Below are 24,704 nucleotides of genomic sequence, written 5' to 3'. Positions count from 1 at the left end.
GGACGCGAGACGGGCCGCGAACGGGTCGCTCGTAAGACTCGCTCCGTTGTTGGTCGCTCACGGCGGATCGTTCGGCACCTTATGCACGCATGCCGGGCGACGGAGTTCCGCGACTTCGTCGCATGCGCTTCGACGGCTCGGACGCGAGACGGGCCGCGAACGGGTCGCTCGTAAGACTCGCTCCGTTGTTGGTCGGCAGTGTGCCTGGGCTCGCCCGACGCGTGAGCCAAGGGCAAACCTACTTGTGGCGTCCGTGCAGGATCGGGACCAGGCGACGCAGCAGCTTCATGGTGGACTGGGTGCGGGAGTAGCTGAGCAGTGCCATGCCGGGAATCGCGAAGCGCTGCACTGCGATCGAATGCGGCCGGGCGAATTCGCGCAGGCCGGGCTCGCCGTGGATGCGCCCGATTCCGGAATCGCCGACACCGCCGAAGGGCAGGCCCGCGATGGCGGCGAAGGCGAGTACGGAGTTCACCGAGGTCGCGCCGACACGCAGCCTGCGCGCGATCTCCAGGCCGTTCTTCTTCGAGTAGACCGCCGAGGACAACCCGTACTTGGACCTGTTCGCCAGCTCGACCGCTTCGTCGACGCCGTCCACCGTCCGAATGGTGACCGTCGGGCCGAAGGTCTCCTCGGCCACGGCCTCGGAGTTCTCGTCCACATCGACGAGTACGACCGGCTCGATGAACGGACCCTTGACCGACTCCGGCCCGCCGAGCACCGCGGTGCCGCCGTTCTTCAGTGCGTCATCGATATGGCGACGCACGATATCGATCTGGCTGGGCATAGTCATCGGACCATAGGAAGCATCGGCGTCCGAGCCCGGCTTGATGTCCTTCAAAATGCGCTCGACCTCGGCGACGAAGTCGTCGCGCACCGAGCGGTCTACATAGACCCGCTCCACACCGGCGCAGGTCTGGCCACTATTGGCGGTGGCGCCCCAGGCGACCGCATCGGCCGCGGCCTTCACATCGGCATCGCCCGCGACGATCACCGCATCCTTACCGCCGCATTCCAGCAGCACCGGGGTCAGCGATTCGGCGGCCGCGGCCATGATCTTCTTGCCGGTCGCGGTGGAGCCGGTGAACGCGATCTTGTCCACCCCGGCCTGAACCAGCGCTGCGCCGGTCGCGCCGTAACCATTGACGGTCTCGAAGACGCCTTCGGGCAGCTCCGGATTGGCCTTCTTGAACGCATCGGAGAGGAAATTGCCGATGCCGGTGGAGAATTCGCTCGGCTTGAAGACCACGGTATTGCCCGCGGCCAGGGCGTAGGCGATGGAGCCGTTCGGGGTGTAGACCGGATAGTTCCACGGGCCGATCACGCCGATGACACCGAGCGGGCGCTGTTCCAATCGCGCGGAGAAATTCGCCATCAACGCGCCGGGGAAGATCTTCTTCGGCGACAGCACCTTCTTGGCGTTCTTGGCCGCCCAGGCGATGTGCTCGAGCGCGAGCATCAACTCCAGGAACGCGTCGTCGAGGGGTTTGCCGTTCTCCTGGTGGATGAGCGCGGTGAATTCCGCGGAGTCCGCGACCAACTGGCTCGACCAGCGCAGCAGATGTTTGCGCCGCTCGTCGAAGCTCAGCCCGCCCCAGGTGGCCGCGGCGGTGCGGGCCTTGGCGACGGCGGCGCGCACCGCGTCCGCCTCCGCGATGGTATGGGTTGCGATGACCTCTCCGGTGGCCGGATCGACCGATGTCAGCGCCGTCTCCGGCGCCGTTGGGGTGGTCTCGATGGTTGTCACGGTTGGTCTCTCCTCTTGCCGAGATAAGTTAACGACCATTCTCTGAGATGATGTTATGCCACAACTCTCACCAGGTCACCCCTCCCGTCAATTCTTCCCGAGTCTGTCGGCACTGCGTGCAAGTATCGAGATATGTGCGGCAGATATGCGACAACTACCGATCCCGGTCGGCTCGCCGCCGAACTGGACGCCATCGACGAGACGCCGACCGCTGACAACGGCGGTTCCGCCAACTACAACGTCGCGCCGACCACTCAGGTGCTGACCGTGGTGGAGCGCCATGAGCACGGCCACCCGGACGACGACCCCAAGTTGCGCGTCCGGCGGATGCGCTGGGGCCTGATCCCGGTCTGGACCAAGGCCGCCGAACCCGGTGTGCCGGTCAAGGGCAAACCGCTGTTCAATGCCCGTGCCGATAAGGCCGCGACCACGCCATCGTTCCGCGATGCGGTGAAGTATCGCCGCTGTCTGGTTCCGATGGACGGCTGGTACGAGTGGTTGGTCGAACCGGATACCGGGGCCAAGGGCAAGGTCGCGAAACATCCGTACTTCATGGCGAATGCCGATGGCTCACGGCTGTATATGGCCGGACTGTGGTCGGTATGGCGGGACCGTTCGCAGCAGCAGGGCGAACCGCTGCTGTCGTGCACCGTTCTGACCACCGACGCCGTCGGCGAGCTCACCCGCATCCACGATCGGATGCCGCTGCCGATGCCGGAGGAGAATTGGGCGGCCTGGCTGGATCCGGATCATCCGGCGCCGGCCACGCTGCTCGAGACGCCGAGCGCCGAATCGGTGGCGGGCATTGTGGCGCGTCCGGTCTCATCGCTGGTCAACAGCGTGCGCAATAACGGTCCGGAACTGTTGGCGCCGTTGGACTCTCGGGGCGGTACGGAACAGGCCGGGCAGATCAGCTTGCTGTGATCGCCCGGCCCGCCGTGGGGTAGCTCAGTGGCTCAGAGCTGGCACTTCACGCTGTTCGTCGCGATATTCAGCGCACACTTGGCAATTCTGCCGGCCAGGTCGATGGCCTTGCCCGCTGCACCGCTGCTCAGGTCGATGACCTTTCCCGCGACACCGCCGCCCAGCTTTTCGGCCTTTTCGGCCTTTTCATCCTTCTTCGGGGTGTCGTTCCTCTTCGGTGCATCGTCGACGCCCTGCCCGTCGAACGGGGAGTCTCTGACTTCCGTCACCGCAGGACCACCCGGGGCCGCGGTTGCCGTCGGCGCGAGCAGCGCGACCGGGCCGAGGGCGAGCAGGAGAACTCCGAACAGGGCGACGATTACGGTGCGCAAGCGCTGACAGGCGGACATTTCGCATCACATCCTCGAGTCGGACGATCATGGCCCGTTCAGTAACGCACAAATGTTGCTGGCTTGGTGCGGAATTATACGGATGTGACTGGTGCGGTTACCGCATCGGTGAGCCGGACCAGGTCCGTTGGCGCCAGTTCGATCTCCAGACCGCGCCGCCCCGCGCTGCAAAGCATGCGGTCCCAGGCCAATGCCGAGGCATCGACCACGGTGGGCAGCAGCTTGCGCTGGCCGAGCGGGGAAATGCCGCCGAGTACGTAACCGGTGATTCGCTCGGCCTTCGCCTTATCCGCCATGGCCGCCTTGGGCGCGCCCAGTGCTGCGGCGGCCGCCTTGAGCGACAAGGTATTCGGCACCGGCAGCACGGCGACCGCGAGTGCGCCGGTAGACAGTTCGATCACCAGCGTCTTGAAGATCTGTGCCGCCGTCACCCCGACCTCGGCGGCGAGTGCGTCGACCGCCTCGATGCCGTAGGAGTCCGCGCGCGGATCGTGTTTGTACGCGTGAACGCGATGGGCCACACCGGCCTTGGCCAGCGTGCGGATCGCCGGGGTCGAGGCTCCTGCCATGCCGGTCACCCTAATGGCGGTCGGCAAGGCGTTTTCGGCGCGGGGAGTTCGCTATGGGAACACAGTCGAGCGCGGACATGTTGCATGCGATACGGAAGCCGCACGGCGGTTGTACGACGCGAAGGAGAGGTCGGTGCCCGTTCTGCTCGAAGAACGCCCGGTGACGTCGCAGAGGGACTCTCAGTTCTCACTCGATCCGGCCGCGCCTGTAGATTTGGCAGGTACGGCGATCGAAGGGATTGGTGTGACGAGCGACGATGACGTGGTGACCGACGGTGCGGTCGGCGCCGCGGTCGACGATACCGAGCTGGTGCGGCGATTCGAGCGCGATGCGCTCCCATTGCTCGACCAGCTCTACGGTGCCGCGCTGCGCATGACCCGGAATCCGGCCGATGCCGAGGATTTGGTGCAGGAGACATACGTCAAGGCGTTCCAGGGCTTCAAATCCTTCAAGGAGGGCACCAATCTGCGTGCCTGGCTCTACCGGATCCTGACCAACACCTATATCAACTCCTACCGCAAGAAGCAGCGCCAGCCCGCGCAGTATCCGACCGACGAGATCACCGACTGGCAGCTCGCCGCCACCGCCGAGCACACTTCGACCGGGCTGCGTTCGGCCGAGGTGGAGGCGCTGGACGCGCTGCCGGATGACGCCATCAAGGCCGCACTGCAGGAGCTGCCGGAGGAATTCCGGATGGCGGTGTACTACGCGGATGTCGAGGGTTTCCCATATAAGGAAATCGCCGACATCATGGGCACCCCCATCGGTACGGTGATGTCCCGGCTGCATCGCGGCCGCAAGCAGCTCAAAGGATTGCTCGCCGATGTGGCGCGCGAACGTGGATTCAACCGCAACGGCGCGGAACGCCAGGAGGTCAAGCAGTGAGTACGGAGCGTGACCCCGATATGGAGTTGGACTGCACGGCTGTGCTCGCCGACGTCTGGCTCATGCTCGACGGTGAATGTGACGACGCCACCCGGGCCCGGCTGCAGCACCACATGGATCACTGTTCACCGTGCATCGAGGCCTACGGCATCGAGGAGAAGATCAAGAGCCTGCTGAGCCGCAAGTGCGGCGGCGATCGGGCACCGGATTCGCTGCGGGATCGGCTGAGTCTGGAGATCCGCCGATCCGTCACGGTCACGCGGGTCGAGACCACCGAGTAGGTCCGGACACAGAAAAAACACCGAGTGCCTTACGGAAGATCTTGGCCCTCGGTGTTTTTCGTCTGTTACGGCTCAGGCGTTAGGACGCTTGCCGTGGTTGGCCGCGCTTCCCTTGCGGCTGCGCTTCTTACGACCACGCTTACCCATAGGTAGTCTCCCTTCTGATCGAAGGCCATTGTTTCATGTGTGGTTGGCTGTAGCTTCAGCGGATACGGGCGAACGAGTGGATGGGGTGTCATGGCGGAGGAAGTGCTCTCGGAGCTGGTATCGGTCGTGCAGCAGGTTGTCGTTGCCGAGGGTGACGAGGTACACGAGGGCGACACCCTGGTGATCCTCGAGTCGATGAAAATGGAGATCCCGGTGCTCGCCGAGAGCGGTGGCACGGTGACCTCGATCGGCGTCAAAGAGGGCGATGCGATCAAGGCCGGGCACCTAATCGCCGTCATCTCTTAACTTCTGAAGCGGGTAGATCGAAATGGCGACACTGAGTGAGCTACTGGCCGAACACACCGACCTACCCGGCGTCGCCGTGGACCATCTGCAGCGGGTGGTCGGCGATTGGCAGCTGCTCGCCGATCTGTCCTTTGCGGATCTGCTGCTGTGGGTCGGTGCGGGACCGATCACCGACGGCGCCGACATCGTCTGCGTCGCACAGTGTCGCCCGACGACCGCGCCCACCGTCCATCCGGAGGATCGGGTCGGCAGAACCACCTCGCAGACCGATCATCCGCAGGTTTTCGATGCGCTGATGACCGGCAAGGTCGTGCGCGCGGACAGCGATGTCGAGGCCGAGGGCGTCTACCATCCGCATCCGGTGCACGCCATCCGCGAGGCCATTCCGGTGCGCTGCGGCGACGATGTCATCGCGGTACTCAGCCGCGATACCGATCTGCAGCGCTCGCGGGTGCGTAGCACGCTGGAGATCGCCTATGTCGCCTGCGCCGACGATCTGTGCCAGATGATCGCCGACGGCACCTTTCCGACCACCGAGGACCGCGCTGCAACGCACTCGAGTCCGCGCGCGGGCGACGGCTTCATCCGGCTCGATACCGAGGGCATCGTCGTCTACGCCAGCCCGAACGCGCTGTCGGCCTATCACCGGATGGGTTTGCAGTCGGATCTGGCCGGTCAGGATCTGGCCGTCACCACCCGGTCACTGATCACCGATCCGTTCGACGCCCAAGAGGTTGTCGGCGATATCCAGGCCGCCCTGGCGGGACGCACCGGGCGCCGCATGGAGGTCGAGGCGCGCGGTGCCACCGTGCTGCTGCGCACCCTGGTGCTGCGCCCGCACGGGGAACTGGCCGGGGCCGCGGTGCTGGTCCGTGACGTCACCGAGGTCAAGCGCCGCGACCGCGCGCTGCTCAGCAAGGACGCGACCATCCGGGAGATCCACCATCGGGTGAAGAACAATCTGCAGACCGTCGCCGCGCTGCTGCGGTTGCAGGCGCGCCGGACCGAGAACGAGGAGGCGCAGGTCGCACTGACCGAATCGGTGCGCCGGGTCACCTCGATCGCCTCGGTGCACGAGATGCTGTCGATGTCGGTGGACGAAGAGGTCGATCTCGACGAGGTGGTGGACCGGCTGCTGCCGATCATGGCGGATGTCGCGACCGTGCACACCGCGAGAATCAAAGTGCGCAGGGCGGGTTCGCTCGGCGTGTTTTCCGCCGAACGCGCCACCCCGTTGGTGATGGTGCTCACCGAACTGGTGCAGAACGCCATCGAGCACGCCTTCGATTCCGGCGAAAACGGCACGGTGACAATCCGTTCCGAGCGTTCGGCGCGCTGGCTGGACGTGATCATCAGCGATGACGGCCGCGGCCTGCCGCCGGGTTTCAGCCTGGAATCCTCCGACCGCCTCGGCCTGCAGATCGTGCGCACCCTGGTCACCGCCGAACTCGGCGGCTCCATCGGCCTGCACCCCGGCGCCGACATCGGCACCGACGCGGTGCTGCGCGTCCCCTTGGGCCGACGCTCTGGGCGCTGAGACGAATTCACCCGGTAAGCAATAAGACTCAGCTTCTGTGCGCAGGTGACGACCACGGAGCGAGTCTTACGAGCGAACACGCAGCGCCGCAGGCGCTGCAATCAGATACAGGCACAAAATAGCCCGGCACCTGAGTGCCGGGCTTGACTGCGTTACCGGGCCGGGCTGAGAGGTCCGGTAACGCTGGTCGTCCTACTAGACGACGGTGCGGGTGCGGGTGCGGGCGTTGCGACGTTTGAGCGCCCGACGCTCGTCCTCGCTCATACCGCCCCACACGCCGGCATCCTGCCCGGACTTCAGGGCCCAGGAAAGGCAGTCAGCGGTAACGGGGCAGCGAGCGCAGACCAGCTTGGCATCGGCAATCTGCGCGAGCGCCGGACCACTGTTACCCACCGGGAAGAACAGCTCGGGGTCCTCATCGCGACAGATGGCCTTGTGGCGCCAGTCCATTCCTCTGCTCCTTTGCTGGGCGCCGCAAAGGGCGCCTACGGTTTGTGGATCGTTCACTTGTGCGACTCGAATGTTTCCGCACGGTTGCTTGTGAATGCTTTCACGAACACCGTAGATGTCAATAGGTATCCGGTGCACCGTGGGGAAGCTCACGCTCTCAAGGAACCCCTGGGGGAACCTGACCGGTCCTTTGTACTCGCTCTACCCGGTTTTCGCAGCACAACACCGAGTTTTTTCGCGTGTTTCGTGCTCATTTCGGGCGGGGAGCGACGACCTCGAGCACGTCCGGCACAGCTGTGAAATCCACCATGTTGCGTTTTCCGATAAAATCGCCATCGATTTGCAGGCCGATCGGCTCGCTGGCCTCGACGTGCACGGACGGCACATCGTCCTCGCGAAATAGATTGCGGGACTTGGGATTTCCATTGGTCGCGAGAAGCTGTCTGGCGAGCAGCAGGGTGGAGACCACCGACATCGACCGCACGGCAAACACGCCGAGACCGGTTTCGAAGGCCGTGCCCGGGTTGGTGTGCACCGGGGTGGCGTTCAGGTAGGTCCACGGGCTGGCGTTCGTTACGAAGGCGTAATGGACCTCACTGATGGGGTCGAATCCCGGGATCTCGATCCGGACGCTCGGCTCCTTGCGCTTCGACTTGAAAAACTGTCGGACAGTGGTGCGAACGTAGCGACCGGGGGTGGCGGCATGGCCATTGGCGCGGCTGTTGTCGATCGCTTCGCAGACATCGGCGTCGAGGCCGACACCCGCGCTGAAGCCGAACCAGCGGTCATCGGCGAGGCCGAGCCCGATTTTGCGGTCGTGGTCGAGGGTGAGCAGATCGATGAGCTGGTTGGTTGCGGTCACCGGATCCGGGGAGATGCCGAGGGCGCGCGCGAACACATTCGCCGAGCCGCCCGGAATCACGCCGAGGCGCGGCAGCCAGGCCTGTCCGTCGTCGACCTGGGGCAGCGGCAGATAGCCGTTGATGGTCTCGTTGACCGTCCCATCGCCGCCGTGCACCACGATCAGGTCCATCTCGTTGGTAGCTGCCCACTGCGCCAATTCCGCCGCGTGGCCGCGGTGCTGGGTATGCGCGACGGTCAGCTGAGTCCGGCTCTCCAACGCGTGCGCCAGCAGGTCCCGCGTCGCCGGCGTAGTCGAGGTGGCATTCGGATTCACGATCAGCAACGTCCGCACCTTCGGCAGCCTAATCGGCGCACGGCCCGGTCCGAAAAGCCGCCGAGTGCGTTCTAGGCTTGGCCACGTGGCGGACAGCGGCAAAGACGAGGTTTCGGCGGGTGTGCCCGCGACGGTGCGCGGTGCGGGCGGATTGGTCGCGCTGGAGGGTGCGGTGGCCGTGGTCGTGGCGATCGTGCTGATCGTGCGTGGCCTGCTCGGACACGATCAGAGCGCCGCGAGCGGATACGGCACTGCCGCATGGTTCGGGATTCTCGGCGGCGCGGTGCTCGCGGCCGGGATCGGACTTTTTCTCGGGCACCGATGGGGGCGCGCCATCGCCGTGATCGCACAGGTGCTGCTGCTTCCGGTGACCTGGTCGCTGCTGACCGATTCGCATCAGCCGGTGCTCGGTGCGCTGCTCGGCCTGGTCGTGGCGGGAGCACTGGTGCTCTTGTTCGCGCCCGCGTCGAATCGCTGGATGGCCGAGGTGTACGGGATCCAACCGGAATCGAAGTAGCCGGGTTCAGGCGGTGGCGGCGCGCAGTGCCTGACGACACAGGTGATCGGCCTGGCGGGTGGTTTCCGGCTGACGGTAGCGCGGGGTCAGCGCGAGCACCTGAGTGCATGCCGTGTCCAGGTCGATGAGATGACCGACCGAGACGAAGACCGGTTTGACGCCACGCCGCGTGCGTAGCGCGCGCCCGACGACTTCGCCGTCCATCGCGATATCGCTGACTGCGCCGCGCTCCGGACCGGGCTCCGCGTAGTCGCCCCACGGTGTCTTGGCTACGCCGATCGTCGGTGTGCCCGTGAGGATTCCGACGTGGCAGGCCAAGCCGAAGCGGCGTGGATGTGCGAGTCCCTGGCCATCGCAGATCAGCAGATCCGGTGTGGTACCGAGCTTTTCGAGTGCGGCGAGGGTAATGGGCAGTTCACGGAAGGACAGCAAGCCCGGCACGTAAGGAAAGGTGACCGTACCGTGCGCTACGGCCGTATCGACGGGATCCAGTGTGGCACTGTCCAATACGACGGCGGCTGCGGCGGCGATCCCGGTTTCGTCGTCGTAGGCGGAGTCGAGGCCGGCGATGGTGCGGAATTGCGGTGGATGCGGGTCGGTCGTAATCACCAATGGCCGCAACGCATCCTGGATCGCCATGGCCTCGTCCGCGGTGGCCGGCCAATCCGTGGGTGCGGTAACCCTCACTCGCTCATGCCTCCACCTCGCTGGCGCTCGGTTCCGGCACGAGCGAGTGCTCGGCTGTGTTGATGGTTCGCTCGCTACGCTCGCTCATGCCTCCACCTCGCTGGCGCTCGGTTCCGGCACGAGCGAGTGCTCGGCTGTGTTGATGGTTCGCTCGCTACGCTCGCTCATGCCTCCACCTCGCTGGCGCTCGGTTCCGGCACGAGCGAGTGCTCGGCTGTGTTGATGGTTCGCTCGCTACGCTCGCTCATGCCTCCACCTCGCTGGCGCTCGGTTCCGGCACGAGCGAGTGCTCGGCTGTGTTGATGGTTCGCTCGCTCACGAGGCTTCGGCGGCGAGCTTATCGATGGCCGCGCCGGTGAGCCGGTAGCCGACCCACTGGTCTTGTGGTTTGGCGTCGATGGATTTGTAGAACTCGATGGCGGGCGTATTCCAGGTCAGCACGGCCCAGTCGACCCGGCTGTAGCCGTTGACGGCGGCCTCCTCGGCGAGGGCGGCCAGCAGCGCCTTGCCGTAACCCTTGCCGCGGGTCTCCGGTTTGACGTACAGGTCCTCCAGGTAGATGCCGTGTACGCCGGTCCAGGTGGAGTAGTTCAGGAACCAGATCGCACAGCCGACCACACCGGTCTCGTCCTCGACGACATGGGCGAAAACCGCGGGCGACGGCCCGAACAATGCGGCGTCCAATTGCTCGGCGGTGAGTGTGCACTCCGCGCGGGACTTCTCGTACTCGGCGAGATCCTCGACCAGGCCCACCATGGCGGGTACATCGGCGGGAGTGGCGCGGCGGATCTGGCCGGTGCGAGTCATAGTGCGGCTCCATGGTTTGCGGGAACTAGGTTGTGCGCCAGGATGGTTCGGTCGTCGTGTTCGTAACCGAGCACGGTGATCGCGGCGGTCGACATGGCGAAGCGCCGCCCCTCCCGGATATCGAGTTCGGCCCAGCGGGCGATCAGCGCCCGGGAGAAATGACCGTGGCCGACCAGCACGATATCCCGGTCAGGCAGTGCGGCTTCGACCGATGCCAGTACCCGATCGGCGCGCGCGCTGACCTGTGCGGCCGTCTCGCCACCCGGCACGACTCCGGTCCAAATGGTCCAGCCGGGATCGTGCTCACGGATCTCGACGGAGGTCTGCCCCTCGTAGTCGCCGTAATCCCACTCGGCCAGATCGTCATCGACGACTAAAGCTGTGTTGTTTCGAGCGACCTGCAAGGAGTCGCTAGCGACGAGCCCCGCAAGCGTCGCCGTGCGCACAGCGCGTTGCCGCGGACTGGTGAGCACCAGCGGGTCGCGCAGCTTCAGCTCACCGAGCAGTCCGCCCGCGGCGCGGGCTTGTTCCTCACCGCGCTCGGTGAGCGGCAGATCGGTGCGGCCGGTATGGCGCCGCTGGCTCGACCAAGTGGTTTCGCCGTGCCGGAGCAGGACCAGTCGGGCATCGTCGCGTGCGGACATGACTTCCATCATGGAGTACGGGTCCGACACCGCCGGGAACGGGCAGGTGCTAGCCGAGCGCGAAGATCTCGGGGCCGCGCTTTTCCAGCACGGTTGTGCCGAGGACGGCGAGCGAGATGGGGGAGCCGTCGTAGCCGGGGCGGGCCACCGGAATGCGCGACACCTCGGCGCCCGAAGTGGGATCGAGGACCGCGATGGCGCCGTCGACCGGCACGAGTAGTCGGCCCGCCATGAAGACGGGACTGCCGAGTGCGCCGGGAGTGGCCCAGATCGGATCGAAAGTGCCTGCGTTCAAGGCGATCAGGCTGTTGCCGGTGAATACCAGGAACAGCGAACTGATCCGAGTGGTTGTCGTCTTATCGCTCAGCGGTGCGGAAAGTTGGTGCACCACAAGCGCATTCCCGGTGCCGTCGAAGACTTCCAGCCGCGGCGAAATCGCTTCGGCGGTCGCGGTCGCGGGCGTACCCGGCAGGTACAGCACGATTCGGTTGTCGGACACCGCGATTACGCGCCCGTCGGGAGAGTCCGCACCGGATCCGTTGAGCACATGCGAGCCGTACTCCTCGGGCACCGTATTGTCCTTCGGCGCCGGATTGAGCACGGTCAGCCGGTTGGTCGGATCTTCGGGGCAGCGTTCGAGGACGGCGAGCCGGGTGGAGCTCGAACTCGACGAGATCAGCTTGCAGCCCTTGCGCGGTTGGGTTTTCACATTCACGGGTGCGTCGACGTAACCGTATTCGAGGGTGCGCACCAGATCCGAGCGCCACATCTCCAGCCGCCGCGGGCCCTGGGCCAGCACATAGGTGCCGTCGACCGATAGCTGCACGGTCGGATCCATATAGCTGCTGCGTGCGGTCCGGCGCGATCCGTCCTCACCGGCCAGCAGCGTGGCCTGGCTGCAGCCGCGCTGATCCTTGTACACCGCGATTACCGTGCCGAACTGCGACTCCACGCCGCACAGGGGTAGGTCTCGCCGGTAGTGCCACACTTCCGCACCGGTACGCGGATCGTGTCCGGTGACCGTGCCATCCGCGCCTGTTACGACTGTGCCCGCGGCCACCAGCGCCCGGTTCGCCGCGGGGTCCGGCGCATGCCACAGCTCGCGCAAGCTCGTCGGAACCTGATCGGCGGCCGCGGGAGTGGAAACCGGATGTTCCGCCGTCACCGATTCGGTGCCCCTGGCATCACTGCGCGACCACACCACCGCTGCCGCGATCACCACGACCACGGCGATCGCGACTGCGGAGATGATGTCGGCGCGCGTTCGCCGCTCGGGTGCGAGCACGTTTGCGAGACTACAACGTGTCGCCCGGGGGATGCGATCGGTCTCGCGTGGACATCCGCCGACGTATGACGGCCGCAGACGGGTTCAATGGCGCTTACCTGCCGGTATTTCCACGTTCGGCGACCCGTGGCCGCTCGACTGCGGCCGTGCATCGGTGACGCGTCCGCGTCGGCGCGGCTGAGACGCCACAGGCGCGCCTGTCCATGACAGACGCGCCTGCGTATCGCGCTATGCCGAGGCGGTCACCGTTTCGGAAGCGGTGTCCGCGGTCGCTTCGCCTTCGCCCGCGGGCTTGCGCCGACGGCGCCGACGGCGTGCGGGCTGATCGGTGGTTTCGGCGTCATCGGTATCGCCGTCCGAGTCCGACTCGGCGGTCACGCCGTTCCCATTGTCCCCGTTGTCCTTCGACTCGGTGCCGTTCTCGGTGCTGTCTTCGGTGGCACCGGCGGACCTGCGGCGGCGACGGCGGCGACGCGCGGGCTTATCCGCCGTCTCGTCGTCGGTCGCGTCGTCGAGTGGAGCTGCGGCGGTATCGGTTTCGGCTTCGTCGGTTTCGGTGCCGTTGATTTCGCCGTCCATCGGTTGACCCGCGCGGGTGCGACGCCGATTGCGCTTGCGCGGCGCACGGGCGGGGCGCTCGACAACCTCGGCGTCCTCGTCGCGGACCGGCTTCGGCTTGCGGATGGTGCCGGTGACACCCTCCGGAATGCCGAGGTCGGAGAACAGATGCGGGGACCGCGAATACGTTTCGACCGGGTCCGGGATGCCGAGAGCGAGGGCGGTGTTGATGGCCGCCCAGCGGTTCAGTTCGTCCCAGTCGATCAGCGTCACGGCGACACCGGTGCGTCCGGCCCGGCCGGTGCGCCCGATCCGGTGCACGTAGGTCTTCTCGTCTTCCGGGCACTGGTAGTTGATGACGTGGGTGACATCGTCGATATCGATGCCGCGCGCCGCGACATCGGTCGCGACCAGCACATTGATGGCGCCCTTGCGGAACTTGTTGAGCGCCTTCTCCCGAGCGATCTGTCCGAGGTCACCGTGTACGGCGCCGACGGCGAAGCCGCGGTCGGCCAGATCGTCGGCGACCTTCTGCGCGGTGCGCTTGGTCCGGGTGAAGATCATGGTCGCGCCGCGGCTCTCGGCCTGCAGCACCTTGGCGACCAGCTCGCTCTTGTCCAGTGCGTGCGCCCGGTAGACGAACTGCGCGGTGCGGTCGTGAATGGCGGAGTCGTGCGGCTCCTCGGCGCGGATATGCGTCGGCCTGGTCAAGAAGGTGCGGGCCAGGGTGATGATCGGACCCGGCATGGTGGCCGAGAAGAGCATGGTCTGACGCTGCGTCGGAACCATGCCGAGAATGCGTTCGATATCGGGTAGGAAGCCCAGGTCCAGCATTTCGTCGGCCTCGTCCAGGACGAGCACGCCGATCTTGCCGAGAATCAGATGGCCCTGATCGGCCAGATCCATGAGTCGGCCGGGGGTACCGACTACGACGTCCACGCCGGAGCGCAGCGCTGCGATCTGGGACTCGTAGGGGCGGCCGCCGTAGATCGAGAGCACGCGCAGCTGGCCCTGGTGGTTCTTCAGGTACTTGCTCGCGTTCTCCAGATCCTGGGTGACCTGGATGCAGAGTTCGCGCGTCGGCACGATGATCAGTGCCCGCGGGGTGCCGTCCAGCGGGGTCGTCCCGGTGTCGGCGGTGGCGATCCGGTGCAGCAGCGGCACACCGAATCCGAAGGTCTTACCCATACCTGTGCGGGCCTGACCGATCAGATCTTCACCGGCGAGTGCCAGCGGCAGGGTCAGTTCCTGAATTGCGAAAGTGCGTTCGATTCCGATCTCGCCGAGCGCTCGCACGATTTCATCGCGAACCCCCAATTCGGCGAATGTCGGAGCGGTGTGGGTTTCGTCCAGTTCGGCGGTCAGTAGCGTATCCGCCAGACCAGGTTCCTGTTCGACAGTGATCTTGCTCAGGTTCGTGCCTTTCCTCGTTATCGCGTCACGCGCGCACGAGGTGTGGGGCGGACCGGCCGGCCCGCGACAACCACATATCCGCCTGTGATACTCACCTCGGCCACGGGCCTGATGTCTGCGGGAGCTCGTCGTTTCGGCGGCTGACCTCGGAAGACATCGGCGCGGCGCAAGGGTGATGCGGATCTGGTGCGCGCACATATTCCCGGACTTCGAAAACCTCGTCGGCGACACTCGGGCGACCGTACGATCCGGCGACTCGACGGACGAAAATTTCCGTTGTCCGCAGAGATTGTAGCGTGATAATCTGCACGGCTCGAATTCGATGTAACGGTCGGCCGCCGTAGCGTCTGCTTGCAGGTCGCTCGAAATGGTCGGTAATTCCGGACAAAATGCGCGGTTTCCTTGCGTTGACCGTCGACGTACGCTGCGCCACATGGCAATTCATCTGGCGCGTCGAATCTGGCACACTCTCGAACCCATCCACGATGTCGTGTATTTCGGCGCGGACGTCAAGCAGGCCGGAGTTGCGCTCGGACTGCGCGGATTCTGGCAGACCTACTTCGCGTTCCGGGCCGCGCCGTTGGGGGCGGTGGGCGCGGGCGCGGTACTGGCGACCTTCGCCGGATTTCATCCGGACACGGTGGCCAAGGCGGTGCCGGACGCCTGGACCCGGACGACGCCGGAGGCATGTCTGCAGGCCCGGCTCGCCTTTTCGGTCGGATTGTTGCGCGGGGCAGGGGCCGGTGAAGCTGATTGTGCCCGTGCCGCCGAATTGCTCGATCCGGTGGCGCGCACGGCCGATCCGACCGGCCGCCCGTTGTATGCGGCGAATGCGGAATTGCCGCTGTCCGCCGATCCGGTGGCCGCGCTGTGGCAGCTCACGACCACCCTGCGCGAACATCGCGGCGACGGCCATGTCGCGGCCCTGGTTGCCCACGGTCTGTCCGGATCGCAGGCGCTGGTGCTGCAGGTAGCGGCCGGTAAGTCGCCCGAATCGGTGATGCGGCCAGCGCGCGGCTGGTCGGAGCGGGAATGGTCCGATATCGCCGACGAGTTGCGCGCCAGGGGTTTGATCGTGGGGGAGCCGATCAGCCCGGAGTTGACCGGCTCTGGCGCCGAATTGCTCGAACGAGTGGAGGCGGGCACCGACGAAGCCGCCTGGAACGGCGCACTGGCGGCGCTGTCGCAGGACGCCATCGCCGAGCTGACCTACTTGCTCGAACCGTTGACGAAGCGTGTTCAGGAGAGCGTGGTGCCGCCGCTCAATCCGATCGGCATGACGCGGGGCTGAGCGGTCCACGGTTGCTCACAAAGCGGAGTTGCCTGTAACCATCGGTAACGGGATGTGAGACATTCTCGAGGTGAGTTTCACCGACACCGTCACCATCGCGGCGCGCAATGCCTGGGCGCTGACCTTCGGCCAGGGCGTCGAGGCGCCGGATCCCGCCCCGTCGACCGTGCTGTGGGACGAACCGCATCGGCAGCTGCGTCGCTTCGAGGGTATCGGATCCGCCGCTGCCGCAACGGATTCGGCGGTGCTGCTGGTACCGCCGCTCGCCGCGCCCGCCAGCTGCTTCGATCTGCGTCCGGATCAGAGCCTGGCCCGATTCCTGCTGGAGACGGGCCGGGCGCCCTACGTCGTCGATTACGGCGCGATCACCTTCGCCGACCGGCGGATGGGCTTCGAGACCTGGATCGACGACATCCTGCCCGAGTCGATCCTGCGCACCTCCGCCGATCGCGACGGCCGTCCGGTCGATCTGGTCGGCTGGTCCATCGGCGGCACCCTCGCACTGCTGAGCGCGGCCGCGCATCCCGAACTGCCGATCCGCTCCATCACGGCGGTCGGCTCGCCGCTGGACTACGACAAGATGACCGGCATTCCGCAGGTGCGTGCGGTGGCCAAGCTGACCGGCGGTATCGCCACTTCGACGGCGGTGCGTGCGGCGGGCGGCATTCCGGCCACGCTGACCCGAATCGCCTACAAGGTCACCGCATGGGACCGCGAACTCACCCGGCCCTGGTTCGTCGCGAGCAATATCGCCCGCACCGAAACCCTGGCCAAGATGGAGTCCATCGACCGATTCATGTCCGAGATGCCCGGCTATCCGGGCCGCTTCTACGGCCAGCTGTGGGGTCGCCTGATCCTGAACAACGACATCGGCCGTGGTGTCGTGAAACTCGGCGAGCGTCGCATCGAATTGGCCGACGTGGCCGCGCCCGTGCTGCTGGTCGGCGGACCCACCGATGTCATCACCCCCGCCGCCGCGGTGGCGGCCGGACAGCGCATCCTCACCGGCGCGCAGTCCGTTCGCTACGAAACCGCACCCGGCAGCCACCTCGGCATCCTTACCGGAGAAACCGCCCGCGACACCACGTGGACCTATCTCGACAAGTTCTTGTCCGAGCTGTCCTGAACAACCACGCCCCCGATGTTCGCCTGGGATGACGGCGACATGCACTGGGATGACGGTGATCCGTAACAGACCGGGACTAGGCTGTGTCGACATGGGAGCACAGTCATCTGCAGCGGTAGGGGTTTCGTTGTTCGGGTCGTCCATTTCCACCGACGATACGGGCGTGATCGACCTGTTCGCGGTGCTCGCCTACGGTGAGATCTCCGCGTTCTACCGGCTGGCCGAGGAGGCCAAGCTGTCGCCGACGCTGCGTGGCAAGGTTGCCGTCGCGAAGATGGCCGCCGCCGAGATGCGGCACTTCGAAACCCTGGAGTCCGCGCTGGCCGAGCGCGGTGTGGATATCTTCGACGCGATGGCGCCGTTCGTGCGCGCCCTGGACGCCTACCACGACTCCACCGATCCCTCGACCTGGCTCGAGTCGATGGTGAAGTTCTACGTCGGTGACGGTATCGCCGCCGACTTCTACACCGAGATCGCCGGCGCCCTGTCTCCCGAGGTCTCCGCCGTGGTCCGGGATGTGCTCGCCGAGACCAGCCACTCCGAATTCGTGGTGGAGGAGGTGCGCCGCGCGGTCGCGACGAGCCGCTCCGAGCGCGACCGGCTGACGCTGTGGGGTCGGCGGCTGCTCGGTGAGGCGATCACCCAGGCGCAATACGTGATGGCCCAGCGCGACGAACTCACCGAGCTGGTGCTGGCCGCGACCGGTGACCTCAACGGCATTGCCGCGCTGTTCGAGCGCATGCAGGCCAGCCACGCCGAACGCATGGCCGTCCTGGGAATCTGATTACTCGTTGACAGCGCGGACCAGTCGCAGGCCGGGCGATTGCGCCTGCGCCTGGTCGGTGAGCCAGACGACGATGCACTGATCCTTATCGGCGTTCAGTGCCTCGAACGGGATATCGATATGGCCGTACTCCGGGTGGTCGAACCGCATCGTGCCCGAGACCAGGTCGTCGATATGCTGCGGCTGCCAACGGCTTTCGAACTCCGGATAGGCGAGCAGCGCGTCGATCAGCTCTAGCAGGCGGTCCTCGCCCGGCCAGCGGATCGTCGCGCGCCGTAGCGCGGCCGAGAAAATATCGGCCACCTCGTCCCAATTCCGCAGCACCTGCTTGGCGCGCGAATGCGCGAAGGTGAACCAGGCCAGATTCACGACCTCTGGATTGTCGAGCAGTCCAACGGGTTTCGCGATGTCCTCCCAGGCTGGATTCCAGCCGAGCACATTGAGCCGTCGCCCGATCACGAAGGCCGGAGTGGGATGCAGTGCGCGCAGGATGGTCTCGATCGCGGGCGTCGGATGCTCTTCGACGGCTTGGGTGGTGGGGCAGCGGGATTCGTTGGTCGTCGTGACGGCAAGCCAACCGAAGTGGTGGCGGTCCTTACCCTCGATCAGCAGGGCCTGCGCGAGCGCATCGATGACCGCGGGCGACGGATTGGTATCGCGGCCCTGCTCGAGGCGGGCCAGATAGTCGGCGCTCACCCCGGCGCGCACTGCGACCTCTTCGCGGCGCAGTCCTGGGGTACGGCGGCGACCGCCCTCGGGAAGTCCCACATCCGTCGGCCGCAATTGGGCGCGGCGTGCGATGAGGTATTCCGCGAAGGGATTGGGTGCCATACGTTTCATCGTGCCTCGTCCTGGGATGGTTATCCGCGCCCTGTCGGGTCCAGGATAACGGCGGTCTGGCTAACGGACCACGGTCCGGTCATGGTCTATGGCATGACATCTTCCGCTGAATCCACTACCACACTCACTCCGGGCTCCTGGGCCCTGGACGCGATGCATTCCCAGGTCGAGTTCACCATCCGCCACCTCGGCATCTCCAAGGTCCGCGGCCGCTTCAACAAGTTCGAGACCGAGTTCGTCGTCGACGACAACGGTTTCGCCACCCTCGGCGCCACCATCTACCTCGACTCCTTCGACACCGGCAATGCCGATCGCGACAACCACGTCCGCACAGCCGACTTCCTCGATGTCGCCAACCGCCCCACCCTGAGCTTCCGTGCCGTCGAGCCGGTCCAGATCACCGAATCGTTCGAGGTCGAGGGCGAGGCCACGCTCGGCGGGATCACCAAGCCGGTCACCCTCGATGTCGAGTGGGGTGGTGTCCAGGTATTCGCCGGAACCGGCGACCGGCATGCGGGCTTCTCCGCGACCGGCAGCATCAAGCGCACCGATTTCGGCGTCGGGGGCCCGCTGCCCGGCATGCTCAGCGATACCGTCAAGATCGAGCTGGAAATCCAGCTCATCGAGCCCAAGTAGCATTTGTTCGCTCTGAGCGCAGGCGGGCGTGCTACCGGCTTCGGGGTGCTGCATTAGCCTTGATTTCGACAGCACACAGGACTCTAGGTTCGGAGGTTGGCCGTGGAGGTCAAGATCGGTATTTCGGATAGCCCGCGCGAGCTCGTCATCAACAGCGGGCAGACCCCGGACGAGGTCGAGGCGCTGGTGTCCGGTGCGCTGAGCGGCGAGGGCGGCGTCGTCGCGCTCACCGACGAGAAGGGCCGCAAGTTCCTGATCCAGGCCTCGAAGGTCGCCTACGTCGAGATCGGCGCCGCCACCGGTGGTCGCGTCGGCTTCGCGGCGGTCTGAGCCGAACCGCGACGCAACAGGCGAGAGCCCCCGCACTCGGGTGAGTGCGGGGGCTCTGCTGTCTTGAGCTCGATCAGTGGATCGGATGCAGCGGCACGTGCGACAGACCGCCCCACGCCAGCGCGACGGTGGTGTCGACCGCCTCTTCCTTCGGAATCGGCCGATCCGCCTCCAGCCAGTACCGTGCGGTGAACTGGCTGGTGCCGACCAGTCCGACCGCGAGGATCCTGGCCCGGTAGGGGTCCAAACCGGAATCGTGGGCGACCAGGTCGAAGACCGCGTCCACACAGGCCTCGGTGGCCTGCTCGACCCGGCGCTGCACCTGCGGCTCGCTGATCAGATCGGATTCGAAAACCAGTCGGAAGCCCTGCATTTCGTTGTCGACGAAATCGAAATAGGCCTGCACCGCGGCGCGCACACGCTGTCGGTTGTCGGTGGTCGAACGCAGCGCCTGGCGCACACTCGACACCAGCATGTCGACGTAGTTCTGCAGCACCGCCAAATAGAGCTCGAGCTTGCTGGCGAAGTGCTGATAGAGCACCGGCTTGCTCACTCCTGCGCACTGCGAGATCTCGTCCATACCCGCGGCGTGGTAGCCACGCTGGACGAACACCTCACTGGCGGCCGCGAGTAGCTGTTGACGACGCTCGTCGCGCGGAAGCCGGGTACCGCGCTTGGTCGGCGCCATGGCATCGGAGGACGTTTTGCGGGACGTCATCCGGTCCACGAGGTCAGTCATTTTTCGGCTCTCCCAGTCGATGCCCCGGCAAATAGGGGTGTACACCGGGTATCCCATGAACGATACCCGTTTGTACCGCGTCTGCAGATCGGGGCCACAGATGCAGTCCACTCGGTGAGATATATCGCACCGCTTGCGACTGCTCGCAGGTCGCCCGAAAGGGTCGGCATCGGGCGCGGAGATGTACTCGGGCCGGGGGTATTGCGCCCTGTGAGACGCTGGTTGACGTGACCGACCGACCGGAAAGACCCTCCGGCGCCGGACGCAGTGCGCACCGCCGGGCTGGCTCCACCGCGTCCGGTTCCGTAGTCTCGGGCTCTGTGGAAAGGCCAGGCCCCGAGGTGCGTACGGGGGCAGCCACCCGAAACGGTGCCGCTGCCCAGGACGGTGCCGAGGGTGAGATCGAATGGAGATCCGGTTCGCCACCGCGGAATGAGAATGGCGTCGAGGTCTATGACCCGCTCGGTTCGTCCGACCCAATGGTCGACCGTTCCTATCAACCGCTGCGGGCCCGCTGGGATCCCACCGCACCCGACGAGAGTCGTTCCCGCGCACCGAGACCCGAGCGCGATACCAAGAAGCAGAGCGCGGTCGGTCGTTTCATCCGCACCTATGGTTGGCGTGCTTACGCACTTCCCGTACTTTTCGTGGTGACCGTGTTGGTGATCGTCGACGCGGTGCGCGGGGGCACCGATCCGGCGAATATGCCGGGCGGGGCACCGGGATTCGGACGATTGAGCCCGCGTGCGGCATCCGCGGGGATCATCGGCGCACCGCCCGGCGACGGCCACTTCCCGACGAATCTGCCGACCGGCGCGCTGCCCGACGGCGGACCGTTCACCGAAAACGGTACGGGCACATGGCGTGTGGTGCCGGGGACCACCGCGCAGGTGGGCACCGGATCGGAGTTCCAGTTCAAGTACACCGTCGAAATCGAGGACGGCGTGGACACTTCCGGATTCGGCGGGGACGAATCCGTGGCCAAGTTGGTCGACAGCACCCTGGGCAATCCCAAGAGTTGGGCGCACGACACCAAATTCGCCTTCCGGCGCATCGATCATGGCGAACCGGACTTCCGCATTTCGCTCGCCTCCCGCGAGTCCTCGCGCAAGGCTTGCGGTTTCGACATTCCGATCGATTCCTCCTGCTTCAATGCCGATCTGCGGCGAGTGGTGCTTTCGGAGGTGCGCTGGGTGCGCGGTGCGCTGGCCTTCGAGGGCGATATCGGTTCCTATCGGCAGTACCAGGTCAACCACGAGGTCGGCCATGCCATCGGCTACCACCAGCATCAGCCGTGCGAGACCGACGGCGGGCTCGCGCCGGTGATGATGCAGCAGACCTTCGGCACCAAGAACAACGACATCGCCGCCCTCGATCCGGACGGTGTGGTCCCGATGGACGGTAAGCGCTGTCGCTTCAACCCATGGCCCTATCCCCGCGGCTGAATTGTTGGCCGCGCCTCCGGCGCGGCGTGTTCGCGGCCCCCTGTGTCTCGCGTCCGAGCCGTCGAGACTCGCGCCTGCGGCGCATGCGCTTCGACGGCTCGGACGCGAGATGGGCCGCGAACGGGTCGCTCGTAAGACTCGCTCCGTTGTGGCCGGCGATGGCGGATCGTTCGGCATCTGATGCCCTCATGCCGGGGGGTGGAGTTCCGCGCCTGCGGGCGGATGCGCTTCGACGACTGGGATGCGAGATGGGCCGCGAACGGGTCGCTTGTAAGGCTCGCTCCGTTGTGGTCGGTGATGGTGGATCGTTCGGCATCTGATGCCCTCCGTCGGGCGGTGGAGTTCCGCGCCTGCGGGCGGATGCGCTTCGGCCATTGGGATGCGAGATGGGCCGCGAACGGGGCGCTTGTAAGACTCGCTCCGTGGTGGTCGGTTGTGCAGGGCCGGTCGCTGCCCTCCGTTGTTGATGCTGGACCATAGGTCGGGAAGAACGGCCCGATTGTCGGTGTTGAGTAAGTAGGCGCTGAGTCACCACAGTGCGATCGGCCAATTGATTCGAGGAGCCCTGGACGTGTCATCACCGAAGTCCCTGCCGCCGCTGGTCGAACCGGCCGCGGAGCTGACCAAGGACGAGATCGCCCGCTACAGCCGTCATCTGATCATCCCGGACCTGGGTGTGGACGGGCAGAAACGGCTGAAGAACGCCAAGGTGCTGGTAATCGGCGCCGGCGGGCTCGGCTCGCCCGCGCTGCTGTATCTGGCGGCCGCCGGTGTCGGGACGCTCGGCATCGTCGAATTCGACGAGGTCGACGCGTCCAATCTGCAGCGCCAGATCATCCACGGTGAATCCGATATCGGCCGCCCGAAGGCCGATAGTGCGCGCGATTCGATCCTCGAGATCAACTCCGGCATCGAGGTCCGGCTGCACAAGATCCGCCTGGAGCCGGAGAACGCCGTCGAGCTGTTCGCCGAGTACGACCTGATCGTCGACGGCACCGATAACTTCGCCACCCGCTACCTGGTCAACGACGCCGCGGTGCTGGCGGGCAAACCGTATGTCTGGGGCTCCATCTACCGCTTCGAGGGCCAGGTCTCGGTCTTCTGGGAGGACGCACCGGACGGCCGTGGCATCAACTACCGCGATCTCTACCCGGAGGCCCCGCCGCCCGGAATGGTGCCCTCCTGCGCCGAGGGCGGTGTCCTCGGCGTGCTGTGCGCCTCCATCGGTTCGATCATGGTGACTGAAGCGATCAAGCTGATCACCGGCATCGGCGAACCGCTGCTCGGCCGTCTCATGGTCTACGACGCACTGGATATGAACTACCGGACCATCAAGCTGCGCCGCGATCCGGAGCGTCAGCCGATCACTGAACTGATCGACTACGAGGCGTTCTGCGGTGTGGTGTCCGAGGAGGGGCAGGCCGCTGCGGCGGGTTCGACGATTACCGCGCGCGAGCTCAAAGAGCTGCTCGACGCTGGCAAGGAAATCGAGCTCATCGACGTTCGCGAGCCGGTCGAATGGGACATCGTGCACATCGAGGGCGCCAAACTCATCCCGAAGGATCGCTTCCTCTCCGGTGAGGCGCTGTCGGATCTGCCGCAGAACCGGCCGATCGTCTTGCACTGCAAGACCGGTATCCGCTCTGCGGAGGTGCTCGCGGTCCTGAAGAACGCCGGTTTCTCCGACGCCTCGCACGTGCAGGGCGGCATCGTCGCCTGGGCGAATCAGGTAGACAAGTCACTGCCGGTCTACTAGACGGGGTACTCATGCCGAGGGGTTGCTTCGCGGCGTAACCGCCACGGAGCGAGTCTTACGAGCTACCGTTCGCGGCCCGTCTCGCGTCCGAGTCGTCGAAGCGCATGCGCCGCAGACGCGAGTCGTGCCCTTGCGGCGTGCATGCATCAGGTGCCGAACGTCCCGCCGTGAGCGACCTCGACGGAGCGAGTCTTACGAGCTACCGTTCGCGGCCCGTCTCGCATCCCAGTGGCCGAAGCGCATCCGCCCGCAGGCGCGGAACTCCACCGCCCGGCATGCGTGCATCAGGTGCCGAACGTCCCGCCGTCAGCGACCTCGACGGAGCGAGTCTTACGAGCGACCGTTCGTGGCCGTCTCGCGTCCGAGTCGTCGAAGCGCATGCGCCGCAGGCGCGAGTCTCGACGGCTCGGACGCGAGACAGAAGGGGCCGCGAACACGCCGCGCCGGAGGCGCGGCCAACAACACGGCGCGCCGCAGGCGTGCCAAATTCAACACAGGTACCGTACGGCCGTGACTTCTGTGGAACCTCCCGAGCACGTGCGCGCCACGTTCGGTCTGCGCGAAGTGACGCCGGTTTCGCTGGGAGACTGGGACGGCGGCTGGCGGCTCGGTGACGTGGTGTTGAGCCCGATCGCCGATCATGCCAGGGCGGCGTGGTCGGCGAAGGTCCGCGAAACCCTGAAGGTGGACGGTCTACGCCTGGCCCGTCCCGTGCGCGCCACCGACGGCCGCTACGTAGTTTCCGGTTGGCGTGCCGATACCTACCTGGAGGGTGTACCCGAGCCACGTTACGACGAGGTCGTGTCGGTATCACTGCGACTACATAAGGCCACGGCGGAGCTCGAGCGACCACGGTTCCTGGTCCAGCCGCCGGTCGCCCCCTGGGTCGATGTCGACGTCTTCGTCGCCGCCGACCGGGCGGCTTGGGAGGCGGTACCGCTGCGAAGTCTGCGCGCCGGTGGCATCACCCCGGCAACCTCCCCCGATGGCCAACGCAGTATGGAACTGATCGGCCAACTCGCCACACTGCGCAAACCGGTCCAAACCCCCGCGCAACTGGTGCACGGAGACCTGTTCGGCACGGTACTTTTCGCCGGGGTCTTCACACCCGGTCTCACAGACATCACCCCGTACTGGCGTCCGGCGCCATGGGCTGCCGGTGTCATCGTCGTCGACGCACTCGCTTGGGGCGGCGCCGACGACGGCCTGCTCGACCGCTGGTCCGATTTACCCGAGTGGCCGCAGATGTTGTTGCGAGCGGTGATGTTTCGGCTTGCTGTACATGCGCTGCACCCCCGCTCGACCCCCGAGGCGTTTCCCGGATTGGCGCGTACCGCCGACATGGTTCGCTTGATGCTCTGAGTTCCGTCCCGACCGCGCGATCGTACGGTTACCCGATCTGCGCCGTGCGCTGCATCGGGTGCTCTATGCTC

The 24,704-nt window shown here is 66.0% G+C and carries 27 protein-coding genes; 14 read left to right on the top strand and 13 right to left on the bottom strand.

From position 1 onward, the window contains the following. Positions 1-238 precede the first annotated feature (238 nt). Positions 239-1,747: an aldehyde dehydrogenase family protein gene (locus tag OIE68_RS24275; protein WP_419150556.1), complete on the bottom strand. Its 1,509-nt coding sequence runs from the start codon at positions 1,745-1,747 to the stop codon at positions 239-241. 132 nt (positions 1,748-1,879) lie between these two features. On the opposite strand from OIE68_RS24275, the gene OIE68_RS24270 reads away from it, so the two are divergent. Next, positions 1,880-2,671: an SOS response-associated peptidase gene (locus OIE68_RS24270; RefSeq protein ID WP_327093410.1), complete on the top strand. Its 792-nt coding sequence runs from the start codon at positions 1,880-1,882 to the stop codon at positions 2,669-2,671. Between the two features lie 32 nt (positions 2,672-2,703). Here OIE68_RS24270 and OIE68_RS24265 read toward each other — a convergent pair whose 3' ends face one another. After that, positions 2,704-3,060, bottom strand: a complete 357-nt coding sequence (locus OIE68_RS24265) for a hypothetical protein (RefSeq protein ID WP_327093409.1) — start codon at positions 3,058-3,060, stop codon at positions 2,704-2,706. Between the two features lie 74 nt (positions 3,061-3,134). Next, the gene (gene ybaK, locus OIE68_RS24260) at positions 3,135-3,629 is read right to left on the bottom strand and encodes a Cys-tRNA(Pro) deacylase (protein ID WP_327093408.1); all 495 of its coding nucleotides are present in this window, start codon (positions 3,627-3,629) and stop codon (positions 3,135-3,137) included. A gap of 214 nt (positions 3,630-3,843) precedes the next feature. Here ybaK and OIE68_RS24255 point away from each other — a divergent pair, with 214 nt between their 5' ends. Further along, positions 3,844-4,515 carry a sigma-70 family RNA polymerase sigma factor gene (locus OIE68_RS24255; RefSeq protein WP_419150791.1) on the top strand — a complete coding sequence of 224 codons (672 nt, stop codon included), beginning with the start codon at positions 3,844-3,846 and terminating at the stop codon, positions 4,513-4,515. Between the two features lie 20 nt (positions 4,516-4,535). Continuing rightward, positions 4,536-4,796: a mycothiol system anti-sigma-R factor gene (gene rsrA / locus OIE68_RS24250; RefSeq protein ID WP_327101779.1), complete on the top strand. Its 261-nt coding sequence runs from the start codon at positions 4,536-4,538 to the stop codon at positions 4,794-4,796. A gap of 72 nt (positions 4,797-4,868) precedes the next feature. Here rsrA and OIE68_RS47150 read toward each other — a convergent pair whose 3' ends face one another. After that, positions 4,869-4,943 (bottom strand): 50S ribosomal protein bL37, encoded by a 75-nt coding sequence (locus OIE68_RS47150; RefSeq protein WP_095887907.1) that lies wholly within the window; start codon positions 4,941-4,943, stop codon positions 4,869-4,871. Between the two features lie 90 nt (positions 4,944-5,033). Between OIE68_RS47150 and OIE68_RS24245 the strand changes: the two genes are divergently transcribed. Together OIE68_RS24245 and OIE68_RS24240 are read left to right on the top strand one after the other, a co-directional pair. Beyond that, positions 5,034-5,249, top strand: a complete 216-nt coding sequence (locus tag OIE68_RS24245) for a biotin/lipoyl-binding carrier protein (RefSeq protein ID WP_040694864.1) — start codon at positions 5,034-5,036, stop codon at positions 5,247-5,249. A gap of 22 nt (positions 5,250-5,271) precedes the next feature. After that, the gene (locus OIE68_RS24240) at positions 5,272-6,786 is read left to right on the top strand and encodes a sensor histidine kinase (protein WP_327093407.1); all 1,515 of its coding nucleotides are present in this window, start codon (positions 5,272-5,274) and stop codon (positions 6,784-6,786) included. Between the two features lie 195 nt (positions 6,787-6,981). Here the strand turns inward: OIE68_RS24240 and OIE68_RS24235 are convergent, their stop codons facing one another. Continuing rightward, entirely contained in the window at positions 6,982-7,236 is a 255-nt protein-coding gene (locus tag OIE68_RS24235; protein ID WP_011211115.1) for a WhiB family transcriptional regulator, read from the bottom strand. Between the two features lie 250 nt (positions 7,237-7,486). Beyond that, entirely contained in the window at positions 7,487-8,431 is a 945-nt protein-coding gene (locus OIE68_RS24230; RefSeq protein ID WP_327093405.1) for a diacylglycerol/lipid kinase family protein, read from the bottom strand. Positions 8,432-8,498: 67 nt separating this feature from the next. Here OIE68_RS24230 and OIE68_RS24225 point away from each other — a divergent pair, with 67 nt between their 5' ends. After that, a complete protein-coding gene (locus OIE68_RS24225; protein WP_327093404.1) occupies positions 8,499-8,930 on the top strand; it encodes a hypothetical protein in 432 nt (143 codons plus the stop codon). 6 nt (positions 8,931-8,936) lie between these two features. Here the strand turns inward: OIE68_RS24225 and OIE68_RS24220 are convergent, their stop codons facing one another. The 5 genes from OIE68_RS24220 to OIE68_RS24200 form a co-directional block, all read right to left on the bottom strand. Further along, a complete protein-coding gene (locus tag OIE68_RS24220) occupies positions 8,937-9,617 on the bottom strand; it encodes an endonuclease V (RefSeq protein WP_327093403.1) in 681 nt (226 codons plus the stop codon). A 315-nt stretch (positions 9,618-9,932) separates the two neighbouring features. Next, complete coding sequence (locus OIE68_RS24215) at positions 9,933-10,424, bottom strand: GNAT family N-acetyltransferase (RefSeq protein ID WP_327093402.1); 492 nt, start codon at positions 10,422-10,424, stop codon at positions 9,933-9,935. After that, on the bottom strand, positions 10,421-11,068 hold the full coding sequence (locus tag OIE68_RS24210; RefSeq protein ID WP_327093401.1) for an acid phosphatase: 648 nt from the start codon (positions 11,066-11,068) through the stop codon (positions 10,421-10,423). The genes OIE68_RS24215 and OIE68_RS24210 overlap by 4 nt, the downstream gene beginning before the upstream one ends. Before the next feature lie 49 nt (positions 11,069-11,117). Continuing rightward, positions 11,118-12,353: a hypothetical protein gene (locus tag OIE68_RS24205; protein ID WP_327093400.1), complete on the bottom strand. Its 1,236-nt coding sequence runs from the start codon at positions 12,351-12,353 to the stop codon at positions 11,118-11,120. Between the two features lie 228 nt (positions 12,354-12,581). Next, positions 12,582-14,345 carry a DEAD/DEAH box helicase gene (locus OIE68_RS24200; RefSeq protein ID WP_419150790.1) on the bottom strand — a complete coding sequence of 588 codons (1,764 nt, stop codon included), beginning with the start codon at positions 14,343-14,345 and terminating at the stop codon, positions 12,582-12,584. Between the two features lie 412 nt (positions 14,346-14,757). Here OIE68_RS24200 and OIE68_RS24195 point away from each other — a divergent pair, with 412 nt between their 5' ends. The 3 genes from OIE68_RS24195 (at position 14,758) to OIE68_RS24185 (ending at position 17,525) form a co-directional block, all read left to right on the top strand. Next, entirely contained in the window at positions 14,758-15,615 is an 858-nt protein-coding gene (locus tag OIE68_RS24195) for an SCO6745 family protein (RefSeq protein ID WP_327093399.1), read from the top strand. 70 nt (positions 15,616-15,685) lie between these two features. After that, positions 15,686-16,741, top strand: coding sequence for an alpha/beta fold hydrolase (locus OIE68_RS24190; RefSeq protein ID WP_327093398.1), 1,056 nt, complete (start codon positions 15,686-15,688; stop codon positions 16,739-16,741). A gap of 91 nt (positions 16,742-16,832) precedes the next feature. After that, positions 16,833-17,525 carry a ferritin-like fold-containing protein gene (locus tag OIE68_RS24185; RefSeq protein ID WP_040694842.1) on the top strand — a complete coding sequence of 231 codons (693 nt, stop codon included), beginning with the start codon at positions 16,833-16,835 and terminating at the stop codon, positions 17,523-17,525. Here OIE68_RS24185 and OIE68_RS24180 read toward each other — a convergent pair whose 3' ends face one another. Continuing rightward, positions 17,526-18,356 (bottom strand): helix-turn-helix transcriptional regulator, encoded by an 831-nt coding sequence (locus OIE68_RS24180; RefSeq protein ID WP_327093397.1) that lies wholly within the window; start codon positions 18,354-18,356, stop codon positions 17,526-17,528. It lies immediately after the preceding gene. Positions 18,357-18,458: 102 nt separating this feature from the next. Between OIE68_RS24180 and OIE68_RS24175 the strand changes: the two genes are divergently transcribed. Both OIE68_RS24175 and OIE68_RS24170 read left to right on the top strand, forming a co-directional pair. Beyond that, on the top strand, positions 18,459-19,001 hold the full coding sequence (locus OIE68_RS24175; protein ID WP_327093396.1) for a YceI family protein: 543 nt from the start codon (positions 18,459-18,461) through the stop codon (positions 18,999-19,001). Positions 19,002-19,103: 102 nt separating this feature from the next. Beyond that, a complete protein-coding gene (locus OIE68_RS24170; protein ID WP_062984284.1) occupies positions 19,104-19,331 on the top strand; it encodes a DUF3107 domain-containing protein in 228 nt (75 codons plus the stop codon). Positions 19,332-19,404: 73 nt separating this feature from the next. On the opposite strand, the gene OIE68_RS24165 is transcribed toward OIE68_RS24170, so the two are convergent. Then, positions 19,405-20,070 carry a TetR/AcrR family transcriptional regulator gene (locus OIE68_RS24165; protein WP_063041158.1) on the bottom strand — a complete coding sequence of 222 codons (666 nt, stop codon included), beginning with the start codon at positions 20,068-20,070 and terminating at the stop codon, positions 19,405-19,407. A 320-nt stretch (positions 20,071-20,390) separates the two neighbouring features. On the opposite strand from OIE68_RS24165, the gene OIE68_RS24160 reads away from it, so the two are divergent. The 3 genes from OIE68_RS24160 (at position 20,391) to OIE68_RS24150 (ending at position 24,633) form a co-directional block, all read left to right on the top strand. Beyond that, positions 20,391-21,515, top strand: a complete 1,125-nt coding sequence (locus OIE68_RS24160) for a DUF3152 domain-containing protein (protein ID WP_419150555.1) — start codon at positions 20,391-20,393, stop codon at positions 21,513-21,515. Positions 21,516-22,086: 571 nt separating this feature from the next. Then, positions 22,087-23,271, top strand: coding sequence for an adenylyltransferase/sulfurtransferase MoeZ (gene moeZ, locus OIE68_RS24155; RefSeq protein ID WP_040694816.1), 1,185 nt, complete (start codon positions 22,087-22,089; stop codon positions 23,269-23,271). A gap of 510 nt (positions 23,272-23,781) precedes the next feature. Beyond that, positions 23,782-24,633: a TIGR02569 family protein gene (locus tag OIE68_RS24150; RefSeq protein WP_040694815.1), complete on the top strand. Its 852-nt coding sequence runs from the start codon at positions 23,782-23,784 to the stop codon at positions 24,631-24,633. Positions 24,634-24,704: the final 71 nt, after the last annotated feature.

The sequence above is a fragment of the Nocardia vinacea genome, assembly GCF_035920345.1.
Taxonomy (GTDB): Bacteria; Actinomycetota; Actinomycetes; order Mycobacteriales; family Mycobacteriaceae; genus Nocardia; species Nocardia vinacea_A.
Note: the sequence above shows the minus strand (reverse complement) of the source record. Positions and strands in the feature narration are given on the sequence as shown.

What these genes read in the sequence shown, in the direction of transcription:
- OIE68_RS24270 (WP_327093410.1), top strand. Translation starts at nt 1,880, where the DNA reads ATGTGCGGCAGATATGCGACAACTACCGATCCCGGTCGGCTCGCCGCC.
- OIE68_RS24265 (WP_327093409.1), bottom strand. Translation starts at nt 3,060, where the DNA reads ATGTCCGCCTGTCAGCGCTTGCGCACCGTAATCGTCGCCCTGTTCGGA.
- ybaK (WP_327093408.1), bottom strand. Translation starts at nt 3,629, where the DNA reads ATGGCAGGAGCCTCGACCCCGGCGATCCGCACGCTGGCCAAGGCCGGT.
- rsrA (WP_327101779.1), top strand. Translation starts at nt 4,536, where the DNA reads ATGGAGTTGGACTGCACGGCTGTGCTCGCCGACGTCTGGCTCATGCTC.
- OIE68_RS24245 (WP_040694864.1), top strand. Translation starts at nt 5,034, where the DNA reads ATGGCGGAGGAAGTGCTCTCGGAGCTGGTATCGGTCGTGCAGCAGGTT.
- OIE68_RS24240 (WP_327093407.1), top strand. Translation starts at nt 5,272, where the DNA reads ATGGCGACACTGAGTGAGCTACTGGCCGAACACACCGACCTACCCGGC.
- OIE68_RS24235 (WP_011211115.1), bottom strand. Translation starts at nt 7,236, where the DNA reads ATGGACTGGCGCCACAAGGCCATCTGTCGCGATGAGGACCCCGAGCTG.
- OIE68_RS24215 (WP_327093402.1), bottom strand. Translation starts at nt 10,424, where the DNA reads ATGACTCGCACCGGCCAGATCCGCCGCGCCACTCCCGCCGATGTACCC.
- OIE68_RS24210 (WP_327093401.1), bottom strand. Translation starts at nt 11,068, where the DNA reads ATGTCCGCACGCGACGATGCCCGACTGGTCCTGCTCCGGCACGGCGAA.
- OIE68_RS24195 (WP_327093399.1), top strand. Translation starts at nt 14,758, where the DNA reads ATGGCAATTCATCTGGCGCGTCGAATCTGGCACACTCTCGAACCCATC.
- OIE68_RS24185 (WP_040694842.1), top strand. Translation starts at nt 16,833, where the DNA reads ATGGGAGCACAGTCATCTGCAGCGGTAGGGGTTTCGTTGTTCGGGTCG.
- OIE68_RS24180 (WP_327093397.1), bottom strand. Translation starts at nt 18,356, where the DNA reads ATGGCACCCAATCCCTTCGCGGAATACCTCATCGCACGCCGCGCCCAA.
- OIE68_RS24175 (WP_327093396.1), top strand. Translation starts at nt 18,459, where the DNA reads ATGACATCTTCCGCTGAATCCACTACCACACTCACTCCGGGCTCCTGG.
- OIE68_RS24165 (WP_063041158.1), bottom strand. Translation starts at nt 20,070, where the DNA reads ATGACTGACCTCGTGGACCGGATGACGTCCCGCAAAACGTCCTCCGAT.